Genomic DNA, 20,879 nt, shown 5'->3' on the forward strand with positions numbered 1-20,879 from the left:
CCGGGTCCCGTCAGGCGGGTCAGGCGGTTCGCTCCAGCGTCGACCGGTCGACGGTATGCAGCAGACCGTCGCCCGTGGACAGCCGTCCGGCCTCCTCCACGACCGTCCGGCCGAGCCGGGCCAGTTCGTTGCCCTGGGAGCCGGCGAGGTGCGGGGTGAGGACGACGTTGGGCAGGTCGAACAGCGGCGAGTCGGCGGGCAGCGGTTCGGGGTCGGTGACGTCCAGGACGGCGCTGATGCGGCCGGTGCGCAGTTCCCCGATCAGCGCCCCGTGGTCGACGAGCGCGCCGCGCGCGGTGTTGACCAGCACCGATCCGGTGGGCATCAGGGCGAGCCGGGCGGCGTCGATCAGGTGCCGGGTCTCGGGGGTGTGCGGGGCGTGCAGGGTGACGATGTCGGAGGCGCTCAGCAGGTCGTCCAGCGGCAGCAGCGGCACACCGATGCGGGCCGCCTCGGCGTCGTCGACGTACGGGTCGGCCAGGCTCACGCGCAGGTCGTGGGGGCGCAGCAGTTCGATGAGGCGGCGGCCGATGCGGGAGGCGCCGACGACGCCGACGCGGCGGCCGTGGTTGCCGGCGCCGGGGACGATGTCGCCGTAGGGGAAGGTGCGCCGGTCGCGCAGCCGGTCGCGGACGGCGAAGGTGTCCTTGCCGGCGAGGAGGATCATCGCGAGCGTGTACTCGGCCACGGGCAGGGCGTTGGCGGCGGCGGCCGAGGAGACGGCGATGCCGCGCCGCCAGACGTCGGGGGTGACGAATCCCTTGACCGAGCCGGCCGCGTGCAGCACGGCACGGAGTTTCGGTGCCGCGTCGAGTGCGGCGGTGTCGAGGACGGGACAGCCCCAGCCGGTGATCAGGATCTCGGTGCGGGCCAGGGTGTCCCGCACCCGGGGGTCGGTGAAGTCGTGCGCCACCAGCGTGGGATCGATGTCCACGTACGCGCCGAGCCGTTGGAGGAGGCCGGGCGGGAAGAGGTGCGGCACGTTCCGGGCCGTCATGGCGAAGAGTGCCTGGGGGCGGTCGGGCAAGGGCGTGCCTTCCGGCTCGGGGACGCGCTGACGGCGAGCGCGCCGACAGCAAGCGCTCTCTACGGTAGGTCGCGGCACTGGAGAGGGTCAACGGACGCACCCGCCGCCGGCCGGACGCCCGTCGGCGGCCTCGGCTTCATATGGCCCATTTCCCAACCCCTTGCAGAAGTGTCGGCCGGCTCATAGCCTGACCCCCGCGCCGGTGCCCAGGGGCCCGGCCGGGACGGGAAGGACACGAGGGTTCCGTGAAGCGCACGTCACGTGACATCCGCACCGCGAACCGGTACGAGGTGCTGCGCCAGATCATCGCCGGCTCCCCCACCTCCCGGCAGGAGCTGGCGGCGGCCACGGGGCTCAGCCTGGCCACGGTCGCCACGCTCGTCGGCGAGCTGCTGGACCTGCGGATGATCACGGAGGTCGGGTTCGAGGACTCGGCCGGCGGCCGTCCCCGCGGGCTGGTCGCGGTCCATCCGTCCGGCGGCGCCCTGATCGGCGTCGACATCGCGGAGACGTACGTCCATGCCGAACTGTTCGACCTGGCGCTGAACGTGGTGGCCCGGGCGGAGGAGGATCTGCGGCCCGATGAGAGCCGTCCGGAGCAGGTGGCCGGCCGTGTCGCCGCCGCCGTCGGCTCGGTGGTGGACCGGGCAGGGGCCGATGCGTCCCGGGTGCTCGGCGTCGGCGTGAGCGTGCCGGGCCAGGTGGACCGGGACCGGGGGGTCGTGGAGTACGCGGCCAACTGGGACTGGCACGACGTACCGCTGCTCGATCTGCTCGCCGGGCGGATCCCCCACCCGCTGTACCTCGACAATCCGCTGCGGGCCTGTGTGGTGGCCGAGTTGTGGTTCGGGGCGGCGCGGGGCCGCGAGGACGCCGTGGTGGTCAACCTCGGCACCGGCGTCGGCGCAGGTCTGGCGCTGGGCGGCGGGCTGCACCGCGGGGTGAGCAACAGCGCCGGCGAGTGGGGGCACACCACCCTCGTGCTGGACGGCCGGCCGTGCCACTGCGGCAACCGCGGCTGCGTGGAGACGTACGTCGGCGCGCCGGGCATCATGCGGCACCTGCGCGAACGGGAGCCCGGCTCCCCGTTGTTGCATCCGGACGACCAGACCGCGACCGTCGACGCGCTGGCGCGGGCGGCCGCCGCGGGCGATCCGGTGGCGCTCGGCGTGGTCCGGGAGACGGCCCGCTACCTGGGTGCGGGCATCGCCGACCTGGTCAACCTGCTCAACCCCGAAGTGGTGGTGCTCAGCAGCTGGGTGGCGTCCCGGCTGGGCGAGCCGCTGCTCGGCGAGGTGCGCGAGGCGGTCGCCCGGCACGCGCTGCGGCGGCCGCTGGCCGCCACCGAGATCGTCCTGTCCCCGATCCCCACCGACCCGGTGTCCCTCGGCGCGGCCACGTTCGCGCTGGAGGGCGCGCTGCGGTCCGCCGGCCGGCGGCCGGCCACCACCGGACGCACAGCCCCTGCGGGGAGCCGTGCCGCAGAGCCTTCGCAGACCGGCATCACCGGCTGAGCCAGGAGACCGACCGATGACCTTCAGCACCCGTACGAGCACCGGCTACGTCGAGGACGTCTCCCCGGGGCGCGGAGCCCTGCCGCCCCGCGCCTGGTACGCGTCCTCCGACGCCCCGTCCCTCTCCCTGGGCGGTTCCTGGCGCTTCCGGCTGTCCGGGACGGCGGACGCCGAGGACGACTCCTTCGCGGCCGAGGGCTACGACGCCGGGAGCTGGGCGGAGATCGCCGTCCCGGGGCACTGGGTACTCCAGGGGCACGGGGCGCCCGCCTACACCAACCACGTGTATCCGTTCCCGGTGGACCCGCCGCGGGTCCCCACCGAGAACCCCGCGGGTGACCACCTGCGGTACTTCGACCTGCCGGCCCCCTGGCCCGCCCCGGCCGACGGGGACGCCGTCCTCCGGTTCGACGGTGTGGAGTCCTGTGCCCGCGTCTGGCTGAACGGCACGGAACTCGGCGAGTTCAAGGGCTCCCGGCTGCCGCACGAGTTCACGGTCGGCCATCTTCTGAAGACTGTAGACAATGTCCTGGCGGTCCGTGTCCACCAGTGGTCGGCCGGCTCGTACCTGGAGGACCAGGACCAGTGGTGGCTGCCGGGCATCTTCCGGGACGTCACCCTGCTGCACCGCCCGGTGGACAGCGCCCGGGACTTCTTCGTGCACGCCTCCTACGACCACGCGCACGGCACGGGCACCCTGCGGGTCGACTCCGAGGCCGCCGGCCGGGTGACCGTCCCGCACCTCGGCATCGACGTCGCGACGGGCGAGGAGGTGACGGTGCCGGTCGAGCCGTGGTCGGCGGAGATCCCCCGGCTGTACGACGGGGTGCTGGACACCGGGGGCGAACGGGTGCCGTTGCGCGTCGGCTTCCGCACGGTCGAACTGTCGGACGGGCTGATCAAGGTCAACGGCCGGGCCGTCCTCTTCAAGGGCGTCAACCGGCACGAGTGGCACCCGGAGACGGGCCGCGCGCTGGACCCGGAGACCATGCGCGAGGACGTGCTGCTGATGAAGCGGCACAACGTCAACGCCGTCCGCACCTCCCACTACCCGCCCCACCCCGCCTTCCTCGACCTCTGCGACGAGTACGGGCTCTGGGTGATCGACGAGTGCGACCTGGAGACCCACGGCTTCACCGAACAGGGCTGGCGGGACAACCCCGTCGACGACGACCGCTGGACCCCGGCGCTGCTCGACCGCGCGGCCCGCACGGTCGAACGGGACAAGAACCACCCGTCCGTCGTCATCTGGTCCCTCGGCAACGAGGCCGGCACCGGCCGGGGCCTGACCGCGATGGCCGAGTGGATCCACGGCCGCGACCCCTCCCGGCTCGTGCACTACGAGGGCGACGTCGACTGCCGCGACACGGACATGTACTCGCGGATGTACGCCGGTCACGCCGAGGTCGAGCGGATCGGCCGGCACCTGGACGGCGGGACACTGCGACGCCGCCAACTGCCTTTCATCCTCTGTGAGTACGCCCACGCCATGGGCAACGGCCCCGGCGGACTCGCCGACTACCAGCGGCTGTTCGAGCGCTACGACCGGCTCCAGGGCGGCTTCGTCTGGGAGTGGATCGACCACGGCGTCAAGGACGAACGGTACGGCTACGCCTACGGCGGCGACTTCGGGGAAGAGCTGCACGACGGCAACTTCGTCTGCGACGGCCTGCTCTTCCCCGACCGGCGGCCCTCCCCCGGCCTCGCCGAGTACAAGAAGGTGATCGAGCCGGTCGCGATCGAGGGCGACGCCCGCGACGGCACGATCCGTGTCACCGACAAGTACGACTTCGCCGACCTGTCCGGCCTCGCGTTCACCTGTTCCTACGAGGTGGACGGCGAGTCCGTCGCACGCGGGGACCTGGAGGTGCCGGCGCTGTCCCCGGGCGCGTCCGCCGACGTCAAGCTGCCCGAGCCGCCGCCCGCGGCCCCCGCCGGCGAGGCCCTCTGGACGGTCCGGGCCGTCCTGGCCGCCGACACGGCGTGGGCGCGGCGGGGGCATGAAGTCGCCTGGGGCCAGTTCCCGGTGTCCGCCCGCACGGTCCCGTCGTTCCCGGTCCTCGTCCGCCCGGTGCGGGCCGACGGGCTGATCACCCTCGGCCCCGCCGCGTTCGACGCCCGTACCGGCGCGCTGCAGCGGTTCGGCGACGTGGAGGTGACGGGGCTGCGCCTGGACGTGTGGCGGGCGACCACCGACAACGACGACGGCGCGGACTGGCAGAAGGGCGTCCGCCTCGGCCCGCTGTGGCGCACGCTGGGCCTGCACCGCATGCGGCACCGGCTGGACGCGGTGGAGCGGGGCGACGACGGGCTGACGGTACGGACCCGGGTGGCGCCGGCCGCCCGGGAGTTGGCGCTGTCGACGGTATACCGCTGGCAGTCGGACGGAGACCGGCTCCGGCTGACCGTCTCCGTCGAGCCGGAGGGCGACTGGACGCTCCCGCTGCCCCGGCTGGGCATCCGCTTCGGATTGTCTGCGGCCGACCGTGTGCGGTGGTTCGGGGGCGGTCCCGGCGAGGCGTATCCCGACACCAGGACGGCGGCGGCGGTCGGCCGCTGGCAGTCGACGGTGGACAGCATGCAGACGCCGTACGTCCGTCCGCAGGAGAACGGCGCCCGCATCGGCGTCCGCTGGGCCGAGCTGGGCGGCCTGCGCGTCGAGGGCGATCCGGAGTTCCTCCTCGCCGCCCGCCGCTGGAACACCGAGCACCTGGACGCCGCCGCCCACCGCACCGACCTGACCCCCGGGAATACGGTCTGGGTCAACCTGGACCACGCCCAGCACGGCATCGGCTCCCAGTCCTGCGGTCCCGGCCCGCTCCCCCAGTACCACCTGCACGCCGAACCGGCGGAGTTCACCTTCGTCTTCTCCGCGGCCGGCTGATCCCCGGGCCGCCGCGGGTCACGCCACGCCGCGGGTCACGTCTCGCCGTGGGCGGCCCGGCGCACCGGCGTGAGGAGGGCGGCCGCGGCGATCAGGACGCAGGCGCCGCCCGCGAGCGCGGCGACCGGGGTGGTCCCGTGCTGTTCGGCCGCCCAGGTCAGGACGGCGGCGCCGACGGGGGCGGCGGAGTAGTGCAGGGTCCAGAAGGCGGAGGTCACCCGCCCGAGGAGGTGTTCCGGGGTGACCTCCTGACGCAGGGACATGGAGCAGGTGCCGGCCATGGCCACGCAGGCGAGGAAGGCCGCGCTGAGGCCGGCCAGGGCGACGACGGGATGGAGCAGTCCCAGGCCGGCGAAGGCCAGGCCGCACACGGTGACCGAGCCGATCCAGGTGGGGCCGAAGCCCGCCCGGCGGCGCACCCGGGCGACGAGCAGGGAGCCGGCGATGCTGCCGACGGCGCCGGCCGCCATGACCGTGCCGACGGTGCCGTCGTCGTGGCCGAGGTCGTGCTTGATGTGGTAGATCACCAGGTCGTTCAGGCCGAGGGTGAAGAAGCTGAAGCCGAACAGCAGCACGGTCAGCGAGCGCAGCACCGGGTGCCGGTACAGGAAGGCGACACCGGTGCGCAGGTCCCGCCAGAGGCCACCGGCCCCGGCCGTGGCGGGCGCCGCCTCGGCCGAGCCGTCGTCGGCGGGGCGCGGCCGCAGTCGTACGAGGGACAGGCAGGCGGCCGACACGGCGAAGCTCGCGGCGTCGACGGCCACGGCGCCGGCGGGTCCGGTCCAGGCGGCGACCAGGCCGGCGCCGAGCGGGCCGAGGACCCCGGCGAGGGCGGCGGTGGCGTTCAGCCGGCCGTTGGCCTCGGTGAGCCGGCCGGTGCCGACGAGGCCGCGGACGACGGTGACGTAGCCGACGGCGAACAGCGTTCCGACGGCCTCGCAGACGGGCAGGACCGCGTACAGCAGCCAGACGCGGGCGCCGAAGACCCAGACGACGGGGATGAGGCCGTACAGGACCATGCGGACGAGGTCGCAGCCGATGAGCAGACGGCGCCGGTCGACCCGGTCCACGACGGTGCCGGCGAAGACGGCGGCGAGCACGGAGGCGGCACCGCCGACGGCGGTGAGCAGGCCCATGCTCGCCACGGATCCGGTGGCCTGGAGGACCAGCAGGGGCAGGGCGATGAGGGCGAAGGCGTCACCGAGGACGGACAGGGTCTGGGCGGCCCAGAAGATGCCGAAGTCCCGCTGTCTGCCCAGGGGCGTGGGTCCGGTGGACGCACGGCCCTTCCCGACGAACGGTTTCTTCAACAAGCTCGCGTACCCCTCCGGTTGGCCTGGCTCCCGCGCACGCTAACAGGGCGGCTCCCTAGAGGGCCTAGGATTTTCCCTGGATGTCCGAGGAGGTGACGCATGGCCCGTGCGGGGCTCACCGTCGAGCGGCTGGTCGGGGCCGCCGCCGAACTGGCCGACGAGGCCGGGTTCGAGGGGGTCAGCGTGTCCGCGCTGGCCCGGCGGTTCGGAGTGAAGGACGCCAGCCTGTACTCGCACGTCCGCAATCTCCAGGAGCTGCGCGTCCGGCTCGCGCTGTACGCGGGCGGCGAGCTGATCGAGCGGATCGCCGGCGCCGTGGCCGGACGGGCGGGCAAGGACGCGCTGGCCGCGTTCGCCGGCGCCTACCGGTCCTACGCCCTGGAGCATCCGGGCCGGTACGCGGCCACCCAGATCCGGATCGACCAGGCGCTGATCGCCGACTCCCCCGCCCTGCGCCGCACCGCCGAGATCACCTACGGCATGCTCCGCGCGTACGGCCTGGAGGAACCCGACCTGACCGACGCGGTCCGACTGCTGCGCTCCACCTTCCACGGCTACTGCGCCCTGGAGTCCGCGGGCGGTTTCGGCGCGGCCCGGGACGTGCAGGCGTCCTGGGACCGGGCGATCGACGCCCTGCACGTGACGCTGGAGCACTGGCCCCGGCAGACGTAGCGTCGTGCCATGAGCAGCACCCCCTTCGCCCGGGCGCTCGGCGCCGGGACGCTCGTCCTCGACGGCGGGCTGGCCAGTCAGCTGGAGGCGGCCGGGCACGACCTGAGTGACGAGCTGTGGTCGGCGCGGCTGCTGGCCGACCGGCCGGAGGCGGTCACCGCGGCGCACCTGGCCTACTTCCGGGCGGGCGCCGACGTGGCCATCACGGCCAGTTACCAGGCCACGTTCGAGGGCTTCGCCCGGCGCGGCACCGGCCGGGCGGAGGCGGCGCGGCTGCTCGCGCTGAGCGTGGAGCTGGCCCGGGACGCCGTGGCGGAGGCTCACGCGGGCGGGGTGACGCGGCCGTTGTGGGTGGCGGCGTCGGCCGGGCCGTACGGGGCGATGCTCGCGGACGGCTCGGAGTACCGCGGGCGGTACGGGCTGGGCGTGTCCGAGCTGGAGCGGTTCCACCGGCCCCGCCTGGAGGTGCTAGCCGGGGCCGGGCCGGACGTCCTGGCGCTGGAGACGGTGCCGGACGCGGCGGAGGCGGAGGCGCTGCTACGGGCGGTACGGGGGCTCGGGGTGCCGGCGTGGCTGTCGTACACCGTCGACGGTGTACGGACGCGGGCCGGCCAGCCGCTGGAGGAGGCGTTCGCGCTCGCCGCGCCGGTGGAGGAGATCGTCGCGGTCGGTGTGAACTGCTGTGCGCCCGAGGACGTGGACCGGGCGGTGGAGATCGCGGCGCACGTCACCGGCAAGCCGGTCGTCGTCTATCCCAACAGCGGGGAGACCTGGGACGCGCGGGCCCGGGCCTGGGACGGGCGCGTCACGTTCGGCGCGGGACGGACGGAACGGGCCGAGGCGTGGCGGGCGGCCGGGGCACGGTTGATCGGCGGGTGCTGCCGGGTGGGACCGACGGGGATCGCCGGCATCGCGCGCACCCTGGGCACGGGCTGAGCGTCTCGCGCCCCCCGGCGCGTCGCTGTCATCTGCGGCGGGCCGGGGGCCCGGGGTTCGGCGGGCGGGGGCGGGTGGAGCCGGCGGGGATCGCCGGCATCGCGCGCACCCTGCGCGGGCTGAGCGTCCCGCGCCCACGGGACGTCGTTCTCATCTGCGGCGGGCGCCCACCGAGCGGCGCAGGCGGCGCATGGCGGCGGCCAGTTCGGCGCCGGGGGCGCGGGGTTCGGCGGGCGGGGGCGGCGCGGGGACCCTCGGGGCGGTCGACCAGAGGGCGAGTTCCGCGTCCCGTGGACCGTATGCGGTATGCGGTGGGCCGTCGTCGAAGACCCGCACGGGGTGGGTGACGTCCCACGGCTGCCAGCCGGGGTCGCCGCTGGTGGCGAACCGTACCCAGGCCCCGTGCATCGCGTCGCACAGCTCCTGCGGGGCGCCCGCGCCGGCGAGTTTCGCCGACTCGGGGATGTCCCCGCTGTCGAAGACGAAGCCCAGTTCGAGGGCGTGGCAGGAGCCGAGGTGGGGCAGGCGGGACGGCCAGGCGAACTCGTAGAGGTAGGAGGCGCCGGGCCGGGCGTCGGCGAGCCGGTGCAGGGGCACGCGCAGCATGTGGTCGGTGACCATCTGGCCGACGATCTCGGCGGGGCCGGCGTCGGGGTGCAGGGCGCGGTAGCCGCGCGGCACCTCGTGGCCGACGTGGCAGCGGGCCATGGCCCCGGCCAGGGCGACCGCGCCGAGCCGGTCGACGCGTTCCACCAGGCCGCCCGGCACCAGCCACAGCCGGTACTCGTCGCGGGTCCAGCCCATCAGCAGGTCGACGCCCCGGGCGGCCTCCCCGTCGACGATGGCCTTCAGCGGGTCGCCCGGCACCAGGTCTCCGTCGACGACGACGCCGAAGGCGGGGCCGCCCAGGACGGGGCTGCTCAGCCGGCCGACCTCGGCCTGGGTGCGCAGCAGCAGACCGGGGTCGACGCCGGCGAAGGCCTCGGCGGTGGCGGGGATCTTCAGCCGGGTGGCGACGCGGCGCACCATCCGCCGCACCTTGTCGCGGGTGGACACCTCCGGCGCGCCGCTCTGGAGCACGGCCCGCCGGACGAGGCCCTGGCTCTGCGGGGCGGCGAGCAGGATGCCGGCGCTGATCGCGCCGGCGGACTGGCCGCACAGGGTGATCCGGCCGGGGTCGCCGCCGAAGGCCGCGATGGACCGGTGGACCCAGCGCAGGGCGGCGAGCTGGTCGCGCAGGCCGGGGTTGGGCGGGGCGTCGGGGAAGAGGCCGTAGCCTTCGAGGCCGAGCCGGTAGTTGGCGGAGACGCAGACGACCCCGTCGCGGGCGAAGGCCCGGCCGTCGTAGACGGGAACGGCGGAGGATCCCCTGGTCAGGGCGCCGCCGTGCAGCCAGAGCAGGACGGGCAGCCGGGCGCCGGGGCCGGGCTCGGGGGTCCACACGTTCAGGTTGAGGCAGTCGTCGCCGGGGATGTCGGGGTCGGACAGGTACTGGGCGAAGGCTTCGGAGTACGGCGGTTTCGGCGCGGTCGGCCCGAAGGACCCTGCGTCGCGTACGCCGTCCCAGGGCTCGGGCGGCTCGGGCGGCCGGAACCGCAGACGGCCGACGGGCGGGGCGGCGTACGGGATGCCGCGGAACACCGCGACGCCGTCCTCGTACCGGCCGCGTACGGCTCCGTGCGGCGTCCTGACCACGGGCCCGCTCTGCTCTCCCGTCATCGCCCACCAGCCCTTCGCCGTGCTCATGCCCGGTCTTTTCACAGCGTCGTACCGCCTGAATATATTCCCGCGCACAGGCCGTCACGCGCCTGTCGAGGGCGAGGCACGCGTACGGTCGGGCACCTCCCGCACGGGGTGCCCGACCGTTTCCTTTCGCCTACTCCTCCCCTTCGTCGTCGGACGCGCCCATCAGGGCCTCCACCACGTCCACGGCGCTGCCGTCGTGGTCGCTTCCGGCGGTGCCGCTGCCGGTCTGGACGTTGGCCGTGCGGTCGACCTCCAGGATGGAGTCGGCGTTGGAGTTGTCGATCACCGTGATCAGGCCGCCGGCCGCCACCGCGGGCGCGGTGGCGGCGGCCAGGGCGGCCGCGGCGAGCGCCGCGGCCGCCCCGAGCCGGGGGACGGGCCCGGTACGCCTCACACGCCCACGCCCTCGGGGGTGCGCCGGCCGGGGTCGATGTTCCGCTCCAGCAGCGTGGTCGACGCCTTGACGCCGACGCCGGCGGCCGGGTCCACCTGGGGCAGGCGGCCGTCGGCGGCCTTGAGGCCGGTGAGCGCGCTGTCCATGGCCTCGTGCGCGGCGAACAGGCAGGGGGTGCTGTAGATCGCCACGTCGACCCCGAGGTCGGACAGTTCGCCCAGGGACAGGCGCGGGGACTTGCCGCCGGCGATCTGGTTGAACAGCAGCGGTTTGTCGCCGACGACCTCGCGGATGCGCTTGATCCACTCCACGCTGCGCACGCCGTCGACGAGGACGACGTCGGCGTCGGTGGCGGCGAGCATCTCGGCCCGGTGCAGGATGTCGTGCTCGTCGGTGGCGTCCGTGCGGGCGACGACCACCAGGTCCCTGCGGGTTTCCAGCACCCGGTGCAGCTTCTCCAGGTACTCCTCCAGCGGCAGCACCTGCTTGCCGTCGGCGTGGCCGCAGCGGCGGGGCCGCTTCTGGTCCTCCAGGATGACGCCGGAGGCGCCGATCCGTTCGAGCCCCTCGACGACGTGGCAGGCGACCTCGGGGTCCACGTAGCCGTCGTCGATGTCGACCAGCAGGTGGTGGTGCGGGAACGCGCCGCGCAGGCGCTGCACGAAGGCCACCATGTCCGGCCAGGCGATGAACCCGATGTCCGGGAGTCCGTAGTACGAGGCCGCGAAGCCGAAGCCCGAGACGAACATCCCGTCGTAGTGCTTGGCCGCGATCGACGCCGAGTACATGTCGTACACGCCGATCAGCGGTGTGGTCCCGGGCCCGGCGATGCTGTCGCGCAGCTGGTTTCCGTGAGTCAAGGTCCGGCTCCTCCTGTGGGTGGGTGACATGCGGCGGGGACCGCACGTCTCGACGCCCTTTACCAAGCCAAGAGCATCTCTAGATATTCACGTGACCTTCTCCTCGCGCGAGCTTTACTCACCCCAATGGCGGAGCCGATTCACCGCAGAAACGTCACGCGGGGAGCCGTACGGTCCGGGCCGCAGGACCCTGTTCGGCCGTTCGGGTCACGGCGTCCGCCCCGAGCCGGTAACACTGTGCGCATGAGTGATGGCTGGAAGCGACAGTTGGACGCGCTGCACGAGGAGTTGGTGCGCCGGGACGACCCGGCGGCCTGGGTGCGGGAGGTCGACGCGGTCGAGGCGTCCCTGCGGTATCCCCATCTCGCGCTGCGCGGGCCCGTGTTCGGGATCGCGGTGCTCGATCCGGCGCGGGGGCCGCGCTGGAGGCTGCTGAAGCCGGTGACGGACGGCATGCCGCAGATGGCGCGGGACGGCCTGAACTCACACCTGTGGTTCACCGCCAAGGACGAGACGGACGACCCCGGCGTACGACGGGAACTGCTGGACGCGGTCGCCGTGCTGGAGCGGGAGCCGGCCGACGAGATCGAGGCGTGCGGGGTGCGCTACCGGGTGGTGCGGGCGGACGAGTTCACCCGGGTCGGCGAGGACGGTCTGGAGCCGCCCCGGCCCACGGACCCGGAGCCGATGGAACGCTCCTGGGACGGGCGGAGCCGCTCCGGCCCCCTGCGGGACGCCGGCTTCGTCCTCGATCCGCGGGTCACGGACGGCCCGGCCGCGGGCGCGCTGAAACTGGGGCTGCGGACCTTCTCCTACATGGGCGAGCGGTTCCCCGCGGACGTCCGCGAGGACTCCGAGCGGGCGGTCGCCAGCCATCCCGAACTCGTGCTGCTGCCGACCGCCTTCAGCGTGGCCGAGCGGGGCGGGGACGGCGACTGGCAGCCGCTCGGGGCGCTGATGCCGACCCCGCACGACGCCCGGCACATGCTGTACGACGGCATGAACGAGATATGGGCGATGCTCTACGAGTACGACGCCGCCCGGAAGGCGCGGTACGCGGAGGCGGCCGCGGAGTACCGGGCGCTGGAGCGCGCCGACGAGTTCCGCGTCGACGACCGGGTGTTCCGGATCTGCCGGGTCCAGCGGATGCTGCGCGTCGGCCCGGACGGACCGGAGACACCCCGGCCCTCGGACGTCGACGAGTACGGTCCGATGAAGATGCACCCGACCATGCACGAGGACGGCACGATCGTCCACGACTGACCGGATCGGCTCCCGCCGCCGGTCAACTGGCGCCCTCGGGCACGCTGTTGTCGGGTGCGCCGCCGCCCGGCGGGAGGTCGCCGCGCTGCACCGGCACGCCGTCCGTGAAGTCCGGCCGGGGATCGGGCAGCAGGGCGGCCAGCTCGGCGGCGGAGGGGCGGTGGACGGCGCGGGCCGCCGCGCGCAGCACCGAACGCGGAACCTTCTCGCCCCGCAGGCGGACGACCCGGCCCTTCTCCGGCACCACGCACTCCTCGTCCCCGGGGCAGTCGGCGGGGGCGGGCGGGACCCGGTCCACGAACAGGGTCAGTACGGCGCCGTCCTCGGCGGTGTACGAGACGGAGAAGCCGTCGTCACCGTTCACGCCGACGGACTGGCGGGCCGGGGTGTAGCCGGACACGTCGGTGACGTACACCAGCTCGGGTGCGACGCCCAGCGCCCTGACCCGGGCGTCGACTTCGGCCTGGTCGGGGGTGGCGGACGCGGCGGGCCCGGAGGCGGGGGCCGAGGGGCCGGGGGCCGAGGAGGCGCCGCCCGCCGCCCGGCCGGGGGTGTGGTCGGCCTTCTCGGTACCGCAGGCCGTGAGCAGGACGGGCAGGAACAGCAGGGGCAGGACGCGCACGGTACGGATCATGCGCTCCATGGTGCCGTACAGGTGTTCCAGGCCGAGGCGCACCTGGTCGGCACTAGGGCCTGTATTGAGTTCCCCGTCGTCGCCCGGAGGGCGGCCTCGCGGCGTCTGGTGCGGTGCATCGCCGTGCGCCCGTTTCGCCCTCGTACTGGGCGTACTCGGGTGAAGCGGGCGTGCGGCGAGGTGCCGTGCCAGGCGTCGCGAGGCAGACGGGGAACTCAATACAGGCCCTAACGGCCGCGCACCGCCTCCGAGTTGCCGGGCGCCGGCGTCGCGGCCGGTCAGACGTACCGGGTGAGGAACTGGGCCGCCAGGCTGGTGGCGGAGACCACGAGCCACAGGCAGCCGCCGAGGAGCAGCGGGGCGGGGCCGGTGCGGCGCAGCCGGGCCGGTTCGGTGGACAGGCCGATGGCGGACAGGGCCACGGTGATCAGGAACACCGCGAGTGTGCCGAGCGGGCCGTGCGCGGCGGACGGGACGAGGCCGGCGGTGTTGACGGCGGCCAGGACGAGGAATCCGACGAGGAACCAGGGGACCAGGCCGCCGATCCGCACGGGGCGGCCGGGGGCCGTCTCCGCTGCGGTGAGGGCCGCCTTGGGCGCGGCCGGGACCGTTTGCCCCGCACTCGCCGTGGTCGTCGCGCCGGCCGTTTCCCCCGCGCTCGCCGTGGCCGCCGCGCTCGCCGCTGCCTCCCGCTGGGCGCGGCGGCGGGTCAGGGCGGCGAGGGCCAGGCAGACCGGGATGATCAGCAGGGTGCGGGCCAGCTTGACCACCACCGCGTAGTCGGCGGCCGGACCGCCGTAGGTGGTGGCGGCGGCGACCACCGACGACATGTCGTTCACGGCCGTGCCCGCGAACAGTCCGAAGGCGTGCTGGCCCATGCCGAGCAGGTGCCCGAGGACCGGGAAGGTGAGGACGGCGGCGATGTTGAAGACGAAGATCGTGGAGACGGCGTACGCCACCTCGGCCTCCGCCGCGCCGATGACCGGGGTGACCGCCGCGATCGCCGAGGCGCCGCAGATGCCCGTGCCGACGCCGATGAGGGTGCGCAGGTCGCGGACGATGCCCAGGCGGCGCCCGAGCCAGTAGGCGGCCCCCAGACAGGCGCCGAGGGTGACGATCATGACGGGCAGGGAGCCGACGCCCACCCGGAGCACCTGGCCGAGCGACAGTTGCGCGCCGAGGACGACCACCGCGGCCTGGAGCAGCTGGCGTCCCGCGAACGCGACGCCGGGCCGCAGCCGCTCCCCGGGGCGCACCGCGAGCGCCACCAGCACGCCGAGCACGATGCCGGTCACCGGGCCGCCGACCACCGGGACGAGCCGGCCGGCCCAGGTGGCGACCGCGGCGATGCCGACGGCGAGGGCGAGGCCGGGGAGGCGGGTCGTGGCCGCGCGGGCGGCGCGGGCGGCGGCGCCCGAGGTGAGCCACGGAGTGACGGCCGGACGAGGATTGACGTCATGCATGATCACCACTGTGGTGGCCCACGGGCGGGGGCTGTAGCCCTTGATCGGGCAAGAGGTCATAGCGGCACTGCATGACCGGGTCATGACGTGGGGCTGTGAGTCTTACCGTGGGCCTGTGACAGAGACTTCCGCCTCCCTCCCGCTCCGCACGCCCGACCTGGAGTCGCTGCGGCTGCTCGTGCTCGTCGCCGACCTGGGGAGCCTCGGCCGGGCGGCCGAGCGGCTGCGGATCTCGCAGCCGTCCGCGAGCCGCCGGCTCTCCACGCTGGAACGCGGGCTCGGGCTGGTGCTGGTCGACCGGACCCGCCGGGGTTCCCGGCTGACGCTCGCCGGGCAGCTCGTCGCCGGGCACGCGCGCCGGGTCCTCGACGAGCTGGACGAGCTGCTCGCGGGCGCGGAGAAGCTGCGCAACCGGCGAGAGGCCGAGCTGCGGGTCGCCGCGAGCCTGACCATCGCGGAGTATCTACTGCCGGTCTGGATCAGCACGCTGCGGGCCCGGCGGCCCGAGCTGTACATCGGGCTGCAGGTGACCAACAGCGAGCACGTGCCGGGGCTCGTGGAGTCCGGGGAGGCGGACATCGGGTTCATCGAGGGGCCGCGGCTGGCGCGGGTGATGTCGACCCGGCAGGTCGCCGAGGACCGCCTGGTGGTCGTGGCCGACCCCGGTCACCCCTGGGCGCGCCGACGCGAGGCGCTGTCCGCGCGGGAGCTGGCGCGCACCCCGCTGGTGCTGCGCGAGAGCGGCTCCGGCACCCGGCAGACCCTCGACCGGGCGCTGCACCTGGCCGGCTGCGACCGTGCCTGGCCCCTGGTCGAACTGGGCTCCACGGCCGCCGTCCGCGGCGCGGTCATCGCCGGCACCGGCCCGTCGGTGCTGAGCGAACTGGCCGTACGCGGCGACATCGCCGAGGGCCGCCTGGTCGCGGTGGACGTCGCCGGCATCGACCTCACCCGCGAACTACGAGCGGTCTGGCCAACGGGCCGCCGCCTGGTCGGCCCGGCGGCGGAACTCGTCGCGGTGGCCCGCGAGGCGGCGGGCGGGGGCCGGGAGGCGCGCGGGGGGTAGGGGTCCCGCAGCCCCACGACCGGAGACGACCCGGCGCCGAGGCGGTGCCGGCTCGTGACCACCCACGTGCGCCCGGCGCCGTCCACGGGCCGGGGACACCGAGTCGTCACCGCCGGGCCTTATCCGGGCGGAGGCCTGGAGGAAGGGCGGTCCGGCCCCGCTCCGGGCCCGTGGTGCCACACCCTCGCCGGTGGGTCTGTCCGGGGTGGGCGCCCGGAGGAATGCCGGCCCCGTCCCGGTGGGGGCCGGGGGACCGAGTCGTTGTCACCCGGGGCCGCCCGGGTTGTGGGAGCGGCGGAAGCCCAGTCCCGATCACGGAACGGGGAGGGCCGAGCCGTCGCAGCCGGAGCTGCCCGGGCAGGGGCCTGGGCAGGGGCCCGGCGAAAGGGCGACCCCGGTCCCCCGTCACACGCCAGGAGGTGTCGAGCCGTTGTCGCCCGGTTTGGACGGGGTGTGGGAGCCGTTGTGGGGGGAGGGGTGGCGGGGGTGGGTGCGGAGGCGGGCCGTGACGTCCTCCGGGGGGAGGAAGCGGGACCAGCGTTCGGGGAACTCGGAGGGCATGTCGGGGTCGTCGGGGTCGGCCTCGCGGGCGGCGGCGGCGCGGGCCACGTACTCGGCGACCTGCGCCTCCCGCAGCCGCTCGTTGGCCGCGCGGGCCGCCGCCGTCGCGGCGGCCGGCCAGACCCGGTCGATCGCGGCGTTCACCGCGGCCCCGACGAGCACGGCGAACGCGGACATGCCGATCCACAGCAGCACGGCGACGGCGGCTGCCAGGGAGCCGTAGATCGTGGCGCCCTCGATGGTGGCCGTGAGGTAGATGCGCAGCAGGAAGCTGCCGAGGACCCACATGGCGAGGGCGACCAGCGCGCCGGGCACGTCCTCGATCCAGGGCGAGCGGACCGGCACGGACACGTGGTACAGCGTGGTCAGGAAGACGATGGACAGGACGATGACCACGGGCCAGTACAGCACCTGGACGACCGTCTCCGACCAGGGCACGATCCGCACCACCGCGTCCGGCCCGGCCACCATCAGCGGCAGCGCGATCGACCCGATCAGCAGGGCCACGATGAACAGCAGGAAGGCCATGATGCGGGTCTTGACGATGCCCCGGACGCCGTCGAGGCCGTACATGACGGTGATGCTGTCGATGAAGACGTTCACCGCGCGGGACCCGGACCACAGGGCGAACAGGAAGCCGATGGAGATGACGTCGGGCCGGCCGCCCTTCATCACGTCGTGCAGGATCGGCTCGGCGATCTCCTTGACGCCCTTGTCCGACAGAACGGTGCGGGACGCGTCCAGGAGGTTGTTCTCCAGGCTCTTGATGGTGTCGGCGCCGGTCCAGGCGTCGACGTAGCCGAGCAGCCCGATGAGGCTCAGCAGCAACGGCGGCACGGACAGCAGCGTGAAGAACGCCGCCTCGGCCGCGAGCCCCAGGATGCGGTACTCCACACAGGAGTTGACGGTGTCCTTCAGCAGCAGCCAGGCGGTCCTGCGCTTGGAGACGTTCCGGTAGAGGGCTCGGGCCCGGTGGAGCCGGCCGGCGGGCCGCTCTGGGGATTCACTTGCTGGCTGCACGCCCTAACGGTATCCGCCGTACCGGGCCGCTCTCACCTCCCGGGGGCCGCTCCCCGGGTGCGGCGCCCGCCGGCCCGGCGCGGTGCGGGGCCGGGCGGTGAGCGCCGCCGTCCCGGGTAGGTTCAGCTGCATGGCAGGCACCTCCACCCACACCGTGACGAACCAGCCGCCCCCGCTGTCCGGCTACGACGTGTTCGGCGCCGACCGCGCCCTCGTCGAGGCGGTCGAACGGCACCTCGGCCCGGGCCCGGCGGACGCGGCCCACGAGGAGCTGTCCGCGCTCGGCCGCACCACCGGTTCGGCGCCGGTGCAGGAGTGGGCCGCGCAGGCGGAGGCGCATCCACCGCGGCTGCGCACACACGACCGCTACGGCCACCGGATCGACGAGGTCGAGTTCCACCCGGCCTGGCACCGGCTGCTCGGCAAGGGCGTGTCGGCGGGACTGACCGGCGCCTGGAGCCGGCCGGGCGGGCATGTGCGCAGGGCGGCCGCGTTCCTGGTGTGGTCCCAGGTCGAGGCGGGCACCTGCGGCCCGCTGTCCATGACGCACGCCGCGGTGCCCGCGCTGCGCGCCGACCCGGACCTGGCCGCCGTCTGGGAGCCGCTGATCGCGTCCACGGTCTACGACCGTGATCCCCGGCCGGCCGGACAGAAGCCGGGCGTCCTGATCGGGACGGGCGGGACGGGCAGGACCGGGGAGCAGGCCGGCGGAGACCCGCGGGCGGATCATGTCACGGCCCGCCCGCTCGCCGAGGACGGCGCCTACGCGCTCACCGGGCAGCGGTGGCCGTGCCCGGCGCCCATGTCGGACGCGTTCCTGGTGCTGGCCGACGCCCCGGGCGGCCCGACCTGCTTCCTGGTGCCGCGCGTCCTCGCCGACGGCAGCCGCAACGTCTTCCTCCTCCAGCGGCTCAGGGACCTGCCGGGCAACCGCTCCAGCGCCTTCGCCGAGGCCGACTTCCAGGGCACCTGGGCACGCCGGGTCGGCGAGGAGGGGCGCGGGGAGCAGGTCCTCGCCGGGACGGCCGCCGCGGCCCGGCTGGACCGCGCGCTCGGCTCGGCCGGTCTGATGCGGCAGGCCGTGGCGCGGGCGATCCACCACTGCGCCCACCGGGAGGCGTCCGGCGGACGGCTCGCCGACCAGCCGCTCGTGCGCAACGTGCTGGCCGACCTCGCGCTGGAGTCGGAGGCCGCGACGGCGCTCACGCTGCGCCTGGCGGCGGCCCACGACGACGACGGCGAGCAGGAGCGGGCGTTCCTGCGGCTCGCGGTGCCGGCCGCCAAGTACTGGATCACCAAACGGTGTACGCCGGTCGCGGTCGAGGCGGCCGAGTGCCTGGGCGACGACGGCTGCGCCGAGGAGTCGGGACTGCCCCGGCTGGTGCGCGGGGCCCCGCTGAACTCCCTCTGGGACGGCGCCGGGAACACCCAGGCGCTGGACGTGCTGCGGGTGCTGCGGCAGGACCCGGCCGCGCTGGACGCCTGCCTCACGGAGATCGGCCGCGCCCACGGCACCGACCACCGCCTCGACCGCGCGGTGAGAGCCCTGTTCACCGAACTCGCCGACCTGGACGGCAGCGAGCCCCACGCCCGCCGCCTGGCCGAACGCCTCGCCCTGATCCTCCAGGCATCCCTCCTGACCCGCCACGCCCCACCCGAGGTCTCCGACGCCTTCTGCGCCTCCCGCCTCACCCCGGACCAGGCCGCCACCTTCGGCACCCTGCCAAGAGGCCTGAACCTCAAGGCAGTCGTGGACAGAGCAGCCCCGACGTCTTGATCCAGGGCAAGTGGTCCCACCCAAGGGGCGCGGGGAACTGCGCGAGTGACCACCACGGACCCGCGGCCGCCGACGCACCGCCACCACGCACCCGGAACCGCGAAACCGGCCAAAGCCCACAGCGGGGGTGGTGCTGCGCCGACACGGCACCACCCCCGCCCCTTGGGCCCCTTGGAGGCCAAGAAACGCCGCCCGTGGGCGGCGTCGGGGTCAAGTCTCGGCCACCCCGCGACGGTCCACCAGGGTTGCAGGGGGTTGCAACTTGTTGGCGTACGTGCGCGGAGTGTGTGCCTCCGGCATGCTCCAAAAGGCACTATGGGAGGAACAGTCGGACCGGAAACCGCCGCCCGGACGGCTTGACAACTCACACTCTCGACGTCCTTCGGGGAGGACACCAGTGGCGAAGTCGCCGATGAACGTGGCGCGTCTGGCCGCCGTGGACGCGGCGCGGGCGGCGCGGATGCTCAGCGAGGCGCGGGACGCGACGCTGTCCGGGCACCGTGCGCGGATCGCGCCCCGGCCGGTGATCGAGCAGTCCTGGGGGCGGATGCTGCGCGGCGGCGTCGACCCCGAACACGACTTCAGGTCGGGGCTGCTGCCCCTGGAGGAGGTGCGGCGCCGGCGGGAGGAGTCACCGCTGCGGCATGTGCTGCCGGTGCTGCGTGAGGGTCTGCTTTCGGTCGCCGACGTCGCCCAGCACATCATGGTCGTCGCGGACGCGGACGGCCGTGTGCTGTGGCGGGAGGGGTCCGCGCAGGTGCTGCGCAAGGCCGACGGGCTGGGACTCCAGCTCGGTGCGGACTGGCGGGAAGACGTCGTCGGCACCAACGGGGTGGGCACGGCGGCGGTGGTGCGCCGGCCGGTGCAGGTGTTCGCCGCCGAGCACTTCGTGCGCTCGCACGCCTCCTGGACCTGCTCGGGCGCGCCGATCACCGACCCCAGGGACGGCCGGCTGCTCGGCGTGGTGGACGTGAGCGGCCCGCTGGAGACCATGCATCCGGCGACCCTGGCGTGGGTGGACTCGGTGGCCAAGCTCGCCGAGGCGCGGCTGCGCGAGTTGCACGTGGGCTCGCTGGAGCGGCTGCGGGCGGTGGCGGCGCCGGTGCTGGCCCGGCTGGGCGGGCGGGCGCTGGTGGTGGACGGCGGCGGCTGGACGGCGGCGGTGACGGGGATGCCGTACGTGGCGCGGGTCTCGTTGCCCAAGTCGCTGCGCCCCGGCCGCCACTGGCTGCCCGCGCTCGGCTCGTGCACGGTGGAGCCGCTGGCCGGGGGCTGGTTGCTCCGGGCCGCCGACGAGGCGTCGGCGGGGGACGCGACCCGGATCGTGCTGGACCTCTCCCGGCCGCACCGCGCGGTGCTGACCGTCTCGGCGCCGGCGGGGTCGTGGTCGCGTGAACTCAGTCCCCGGCACGCCGAATTGCTGTATCTGCTGGCGGCGCGCCCCGGGGGCCGTGGGGCGTCCGCGCTGGCGGAGGACCTTTTCGGCGATGCGTCCCGGACGGTGACTGTCCGGGCGGAGATGTCCCGGGTGCGGCGGTATCTCGGGGCGCTGCTGCAGCATCGACCGTATCGTTTCTGCGAGGCGGCGGAGGTCGAGGTCGTGCTGCCCGGCGACGTGCGCGAGCTGCTGCCGCAGTCGACGGCGCCGGCGGTGGCGCGGGTCCGGGCGGGGCGTCCGTAAGAGTGTCTTCCGCATATTTGCGGGGTCTTGGCCACCCGCGGCCTCTTGCTGCCGTAGCATCCGGTACG

At 74.5% G+C, this 20,879-nt stretch carries 16 protein-coding genes; 8 read left to right on the forward strand and 8 right to left on the reverse strand.

The window, feature by feature from the left end; translation table 11 throughout:
- Window positions 1–19: 19 nt before the first annotated feature.
- On the reverse strand, window positions 20–1,027 hold the full coding sequence (locus DBP14_RS05305; protein WP_129305879.1) for a hydroxyacid dehydrogenase: 1,008 nt from the start codon (window positions 1,025–1,027) through the stop codon (window positions 20–22).
- 245 nt (window positions 1,028–1,272) lie between these two features.
- Between DBP14_RS05305 and DBP14_RS05310 the strand changes: the two genes are divergently transcribed.
- The gene (locus DBP14_RS05310) at window positions 1,273–2,541 is read left to right on the forward strand and encodes an ROK family protein (protein ID WP_129305880.1); all 1,269 of its coding nucleotides are present in this window, start codon (window positions 1,273–1,275) and stop codon (window positions 2,539–2,541) included.
- 16 nt (window positions 2,542–2,557) lie between these two features.
- Complete coding sequence (locus DBP14_RS05315) at window positions 2,558–5,425, forward strand: glycoside hydrolase family 2 TIM barrel-domain containing protein (protein WP_129305881.1); 2,868 nt, start codon at window positions 2,558–2,560, stop codon at window positions 5,423–5,425.
- 35 nt (window positions 5,426–5,460) lie between these two features.
- Here DBP14_RS05315 and DBP14_RS05320 read toward each other — a convergent pair whose 3' ends face one another.
- Window positions 5,461–6,738 carry an MFS transporter gene (locus DBP14_RS05320; RefSeq protein ID WP_129305882.1) on the reverse strand — a complete coding sequence of 426 codons (1,278 nt, stop codon included), beginning with the start codon at window positions 6,736–6,738 and terminating at the stop codon, window positions 5,461–5,463.
- 99 nt (window positions 6,739–6,837) lie between these two features.
- Here DBP14_RS05320 and DBP14_RS05325 point away from each other — a divergent pair, with 99 nt between their 5' ends.
- Together DBP14_RS05325 and mmuM are read left to right on the forward strand one after the other, a co-directional pair.
- Window positions 6,838–7,410 carry a TetR/AcrR family transcriptional regulator gene (locus DBP14_RS05325; protein WP_129305883.1) on the forward strand — a complete coding sequence of 191 codons (573 nt, stop codon included), beginning with the start codon at window positions 6,838–6,840 and terminating at the stop codon, window positions 7,408–7,410.
- A gap of 9 nt (window positions 7,411–7,419) precedes the next feature.
- A complete protein-coding gene (gene mmuM, locus DBP14_RS05330; RefSeq protein ID WP_129305884.1) occupies window positions 7,420–8,346 on the forward strand; it encodes a homocysteine S-methyltransferase in 927 nt (308 codons plus the stop codon).
- Between the two features lie 150 nt (window positions 8,347–8,496).
- Here the strand turns inward: mmuM and DBP14_RS05335 are convergent, their stop codons facing one another.
- From DBP14_RS05335 to DBP14_RS05345, 3 genes are all read right to left on the reverse strand, one after another.
- The gene (locus DBP14_RS05335) at window positions 8,497–10,065 is read right to left on the reverse strand and encodes a carboxylesterase family protein (RefSeq protein WP_206739425.1); all 1,569 of its coding nucleotides are present in this window, start codon (window positions 10,063–10,065) and stop codon (window positions 8,497–8,499) included.
- Between the two features lie 157 nt (window positions 10,066–10,222).
- The gene (locus DBP14_RS05340; RefSeq protein WP_241740811.1) at window positions 10,223–10,486 is read right to left on the reverse strand and encodes a hypothetical protein; all 264 of its coding nucleotides are present in this window, start codon (window positions 10,484–10,486) and stop codon (window positions 10,223–10,225) included.
- On the reverse strand, window positions 10,483–11,346 hold the full coding sequence (locus DBP14_RS05345) for an isocitrate lyase/PEP mutase family protein (protein WP_129305885.1): 864 nt from the start codon (window positions 11,344–11,346) through the stop codon (window positions 10,483–10,485). The genes DBP14_RS05340 and DBP14_RS05345 overlap by 4 nt, the downstream gene beginning before the upstream one ends.
- A 243-nt stretch (window positions 11,347–11,589) precedes the next feature.
- Here DBP14_RS05345 and DBP14_RS05350 point away from each other — a divergent pair, with 243 nt between their 5' ends.
- Complete coding sequence (locus DBP14_RS05350) at window positions 11,590–12,609, forward strand: DUF5954 family protein (RefSeq protein ID WP_129305886.1); 1,020 nt, start codon at window positions 11,590–11,592, stop codon at window positions 12,607–12,609.
- Window positions 12,610–12,631: 22 nt separating this feature from the next.
- Here the strand turns inward: DBP14_RS05350 and DBP14_RS05355 are convergent, their stop codons facing one another.
- Window positions 12,632–13,243, reverse strand: a complete 612-nt coding sequence (locus DBP14_RS05355) for a membrane lipoprotein (protein ID WP_129311692.1) — start codon at window positions 13,241–13,243, stop codon at window positions 12,632–12,634.
- A gap of 278 nt (window positions 13,244–13,521) precedes the next feature.
- Entirely contained in the window at window positions 13,522–14,766 is a 1,245-nt protein-coding gene (locus tag DBP14_RS05360) for a putative sulfate exporter family transporter (protein WP_241740812.1), read from the reverse strand.
- A 55-nt stretch (window positions 14,767–14,821) separates the two neighbouring features.
- Here DBP14_RS05360 and DBP14_RS05365 point away from each other — a divergent pair, with 55 nt between their 5' ends.
- Window positions 14,822–15,772, forward strand: coding sequence for a LysR family transcriptional regulator (locus tag DBP14_RS05365; protein WP_241740813.1), 951 nt, complete (start codon window positions 14,822–14,824; stop codon window positions 15,770–15,772).
- Window positions 15,773–16,177: 405 nt separating this feature from the next.
- Here DBP14_RS05365 and DBP14_RS05370 read toward each other — a convergent pair whose 3' ends face one another.
- Entirely contained in the window at window positions 16,178–17,353 is a 1,176-nt protein-coding gene (locus DBP14_RS05370) for a YihY/virulence factor BrkB family protein (RefSeq protein WP_241740814.1), read from the reverse strand.
- A 130-nt stretch (window positions 17,354–17,483) separates the two neighbouring features.
- Between DBP14_RS05370 and DBP14_RS05375 the strand changes: the two genes are divergently transcribed.
- Both DBP14_RS05375 and DBP14_RS05380 read left to right on the forward strand, forming a co-directional pair.
- Window positions 17,484–19,130, forward strand: a complete 1,647-nt coding sequence (locus DBP14_RS05375) for an acyl-CoA dehydrogenase family protein (RefSeq protein WP_129305888.1) — start codon at window positions 17,484–17,486, stop codon at window positions 19,128–19,130.
- A gap of 397 nt (window positions 19,131–19,527) precedes the next feature.
- Window positions 19,528–20,811 carry a helix-turn-helix domain-containing protein gene (locus DBP14_RS05380; RefSeq protein ID WP_129305889.1) on the forward strand — a complete coding sequence of 428 codons (1,284 nt, stop codon included), beginning with the start codon at window positions 19,528–19,530 and terminating at the stop codon, window positions 20,809–20,811.
- Window positions 20,812–20,879: the final 68 nt, after the last annotated feature.

This window comes from Streptomyces sp. L2, from assembly GCF_004124325.1.
GTDB lineage: Bacteria > Actinomycetota > Actinomycetes > Streptomycetales > Streptomycetaceae > Streptomyces.

Excerpts from the sequence above, each read along its gene's own strand:
- DBP14_RS05355 (WP_129311692.1), bottom strand. The coding sequence starts at position 13,243 with ATGATCCGTACCGTGCGCGTCCTGCCCCTGCTGTTCCTGCCCGTCCTG.
- DBP14_RS05375 (WP_129305888.1), top strand. The coding sequence starts at position 17,484 with ATGGCAGGCACCTCCACCCACACCGTGACGAACCAGCCGCCCCCGCTG.
- DBP14_RS05360 (WP_241740812.1), bottom strand. The coding sequence starts at position 14,766 with ATGACCTCTTGCCCGATCAAGGGCTACAGCCCCCGCCCGTGGGCCACC.
- DBP14_RS05350 (WP_129305886.1), top strand. The coding sequence starts at position 11,590 with ATGAGTGATGGCTGGAAGCGACAGTTGGACGCGCTGCACGAGGAGTTG.
- DBP14_RS05325 (WP_129305883.1), top strand. The coding sequence starts at position 6,838 with ATGGCCCGTGCGGGGCTCACCGTCGAGCGGCTGGTCGGGGCCGCCGCC.
- DBP14_RS05315 (WP_129305881.1), top strand. The coding sequence starts at position 2,558 with ATGACCTTCAGCACCCGTACGAGCACCGGCTACGTCGAGGACGTCTCC.
- mmuM (WP_129305884.1), top strand. The coding sequence starts at position 7,420 with ATGAGCAGCACCCCCTTCGCCCGGGCGCTCGGCGCCGGGACGCTCGTC.
- DBP14_RS05335 (WP_206739425.1), bottom strand. The coding sequence starts at position 10,065 with ATGACGGGAGAGCAGAGCGGGCCCGTGGTCAGGACGCCGCACGGAGCC.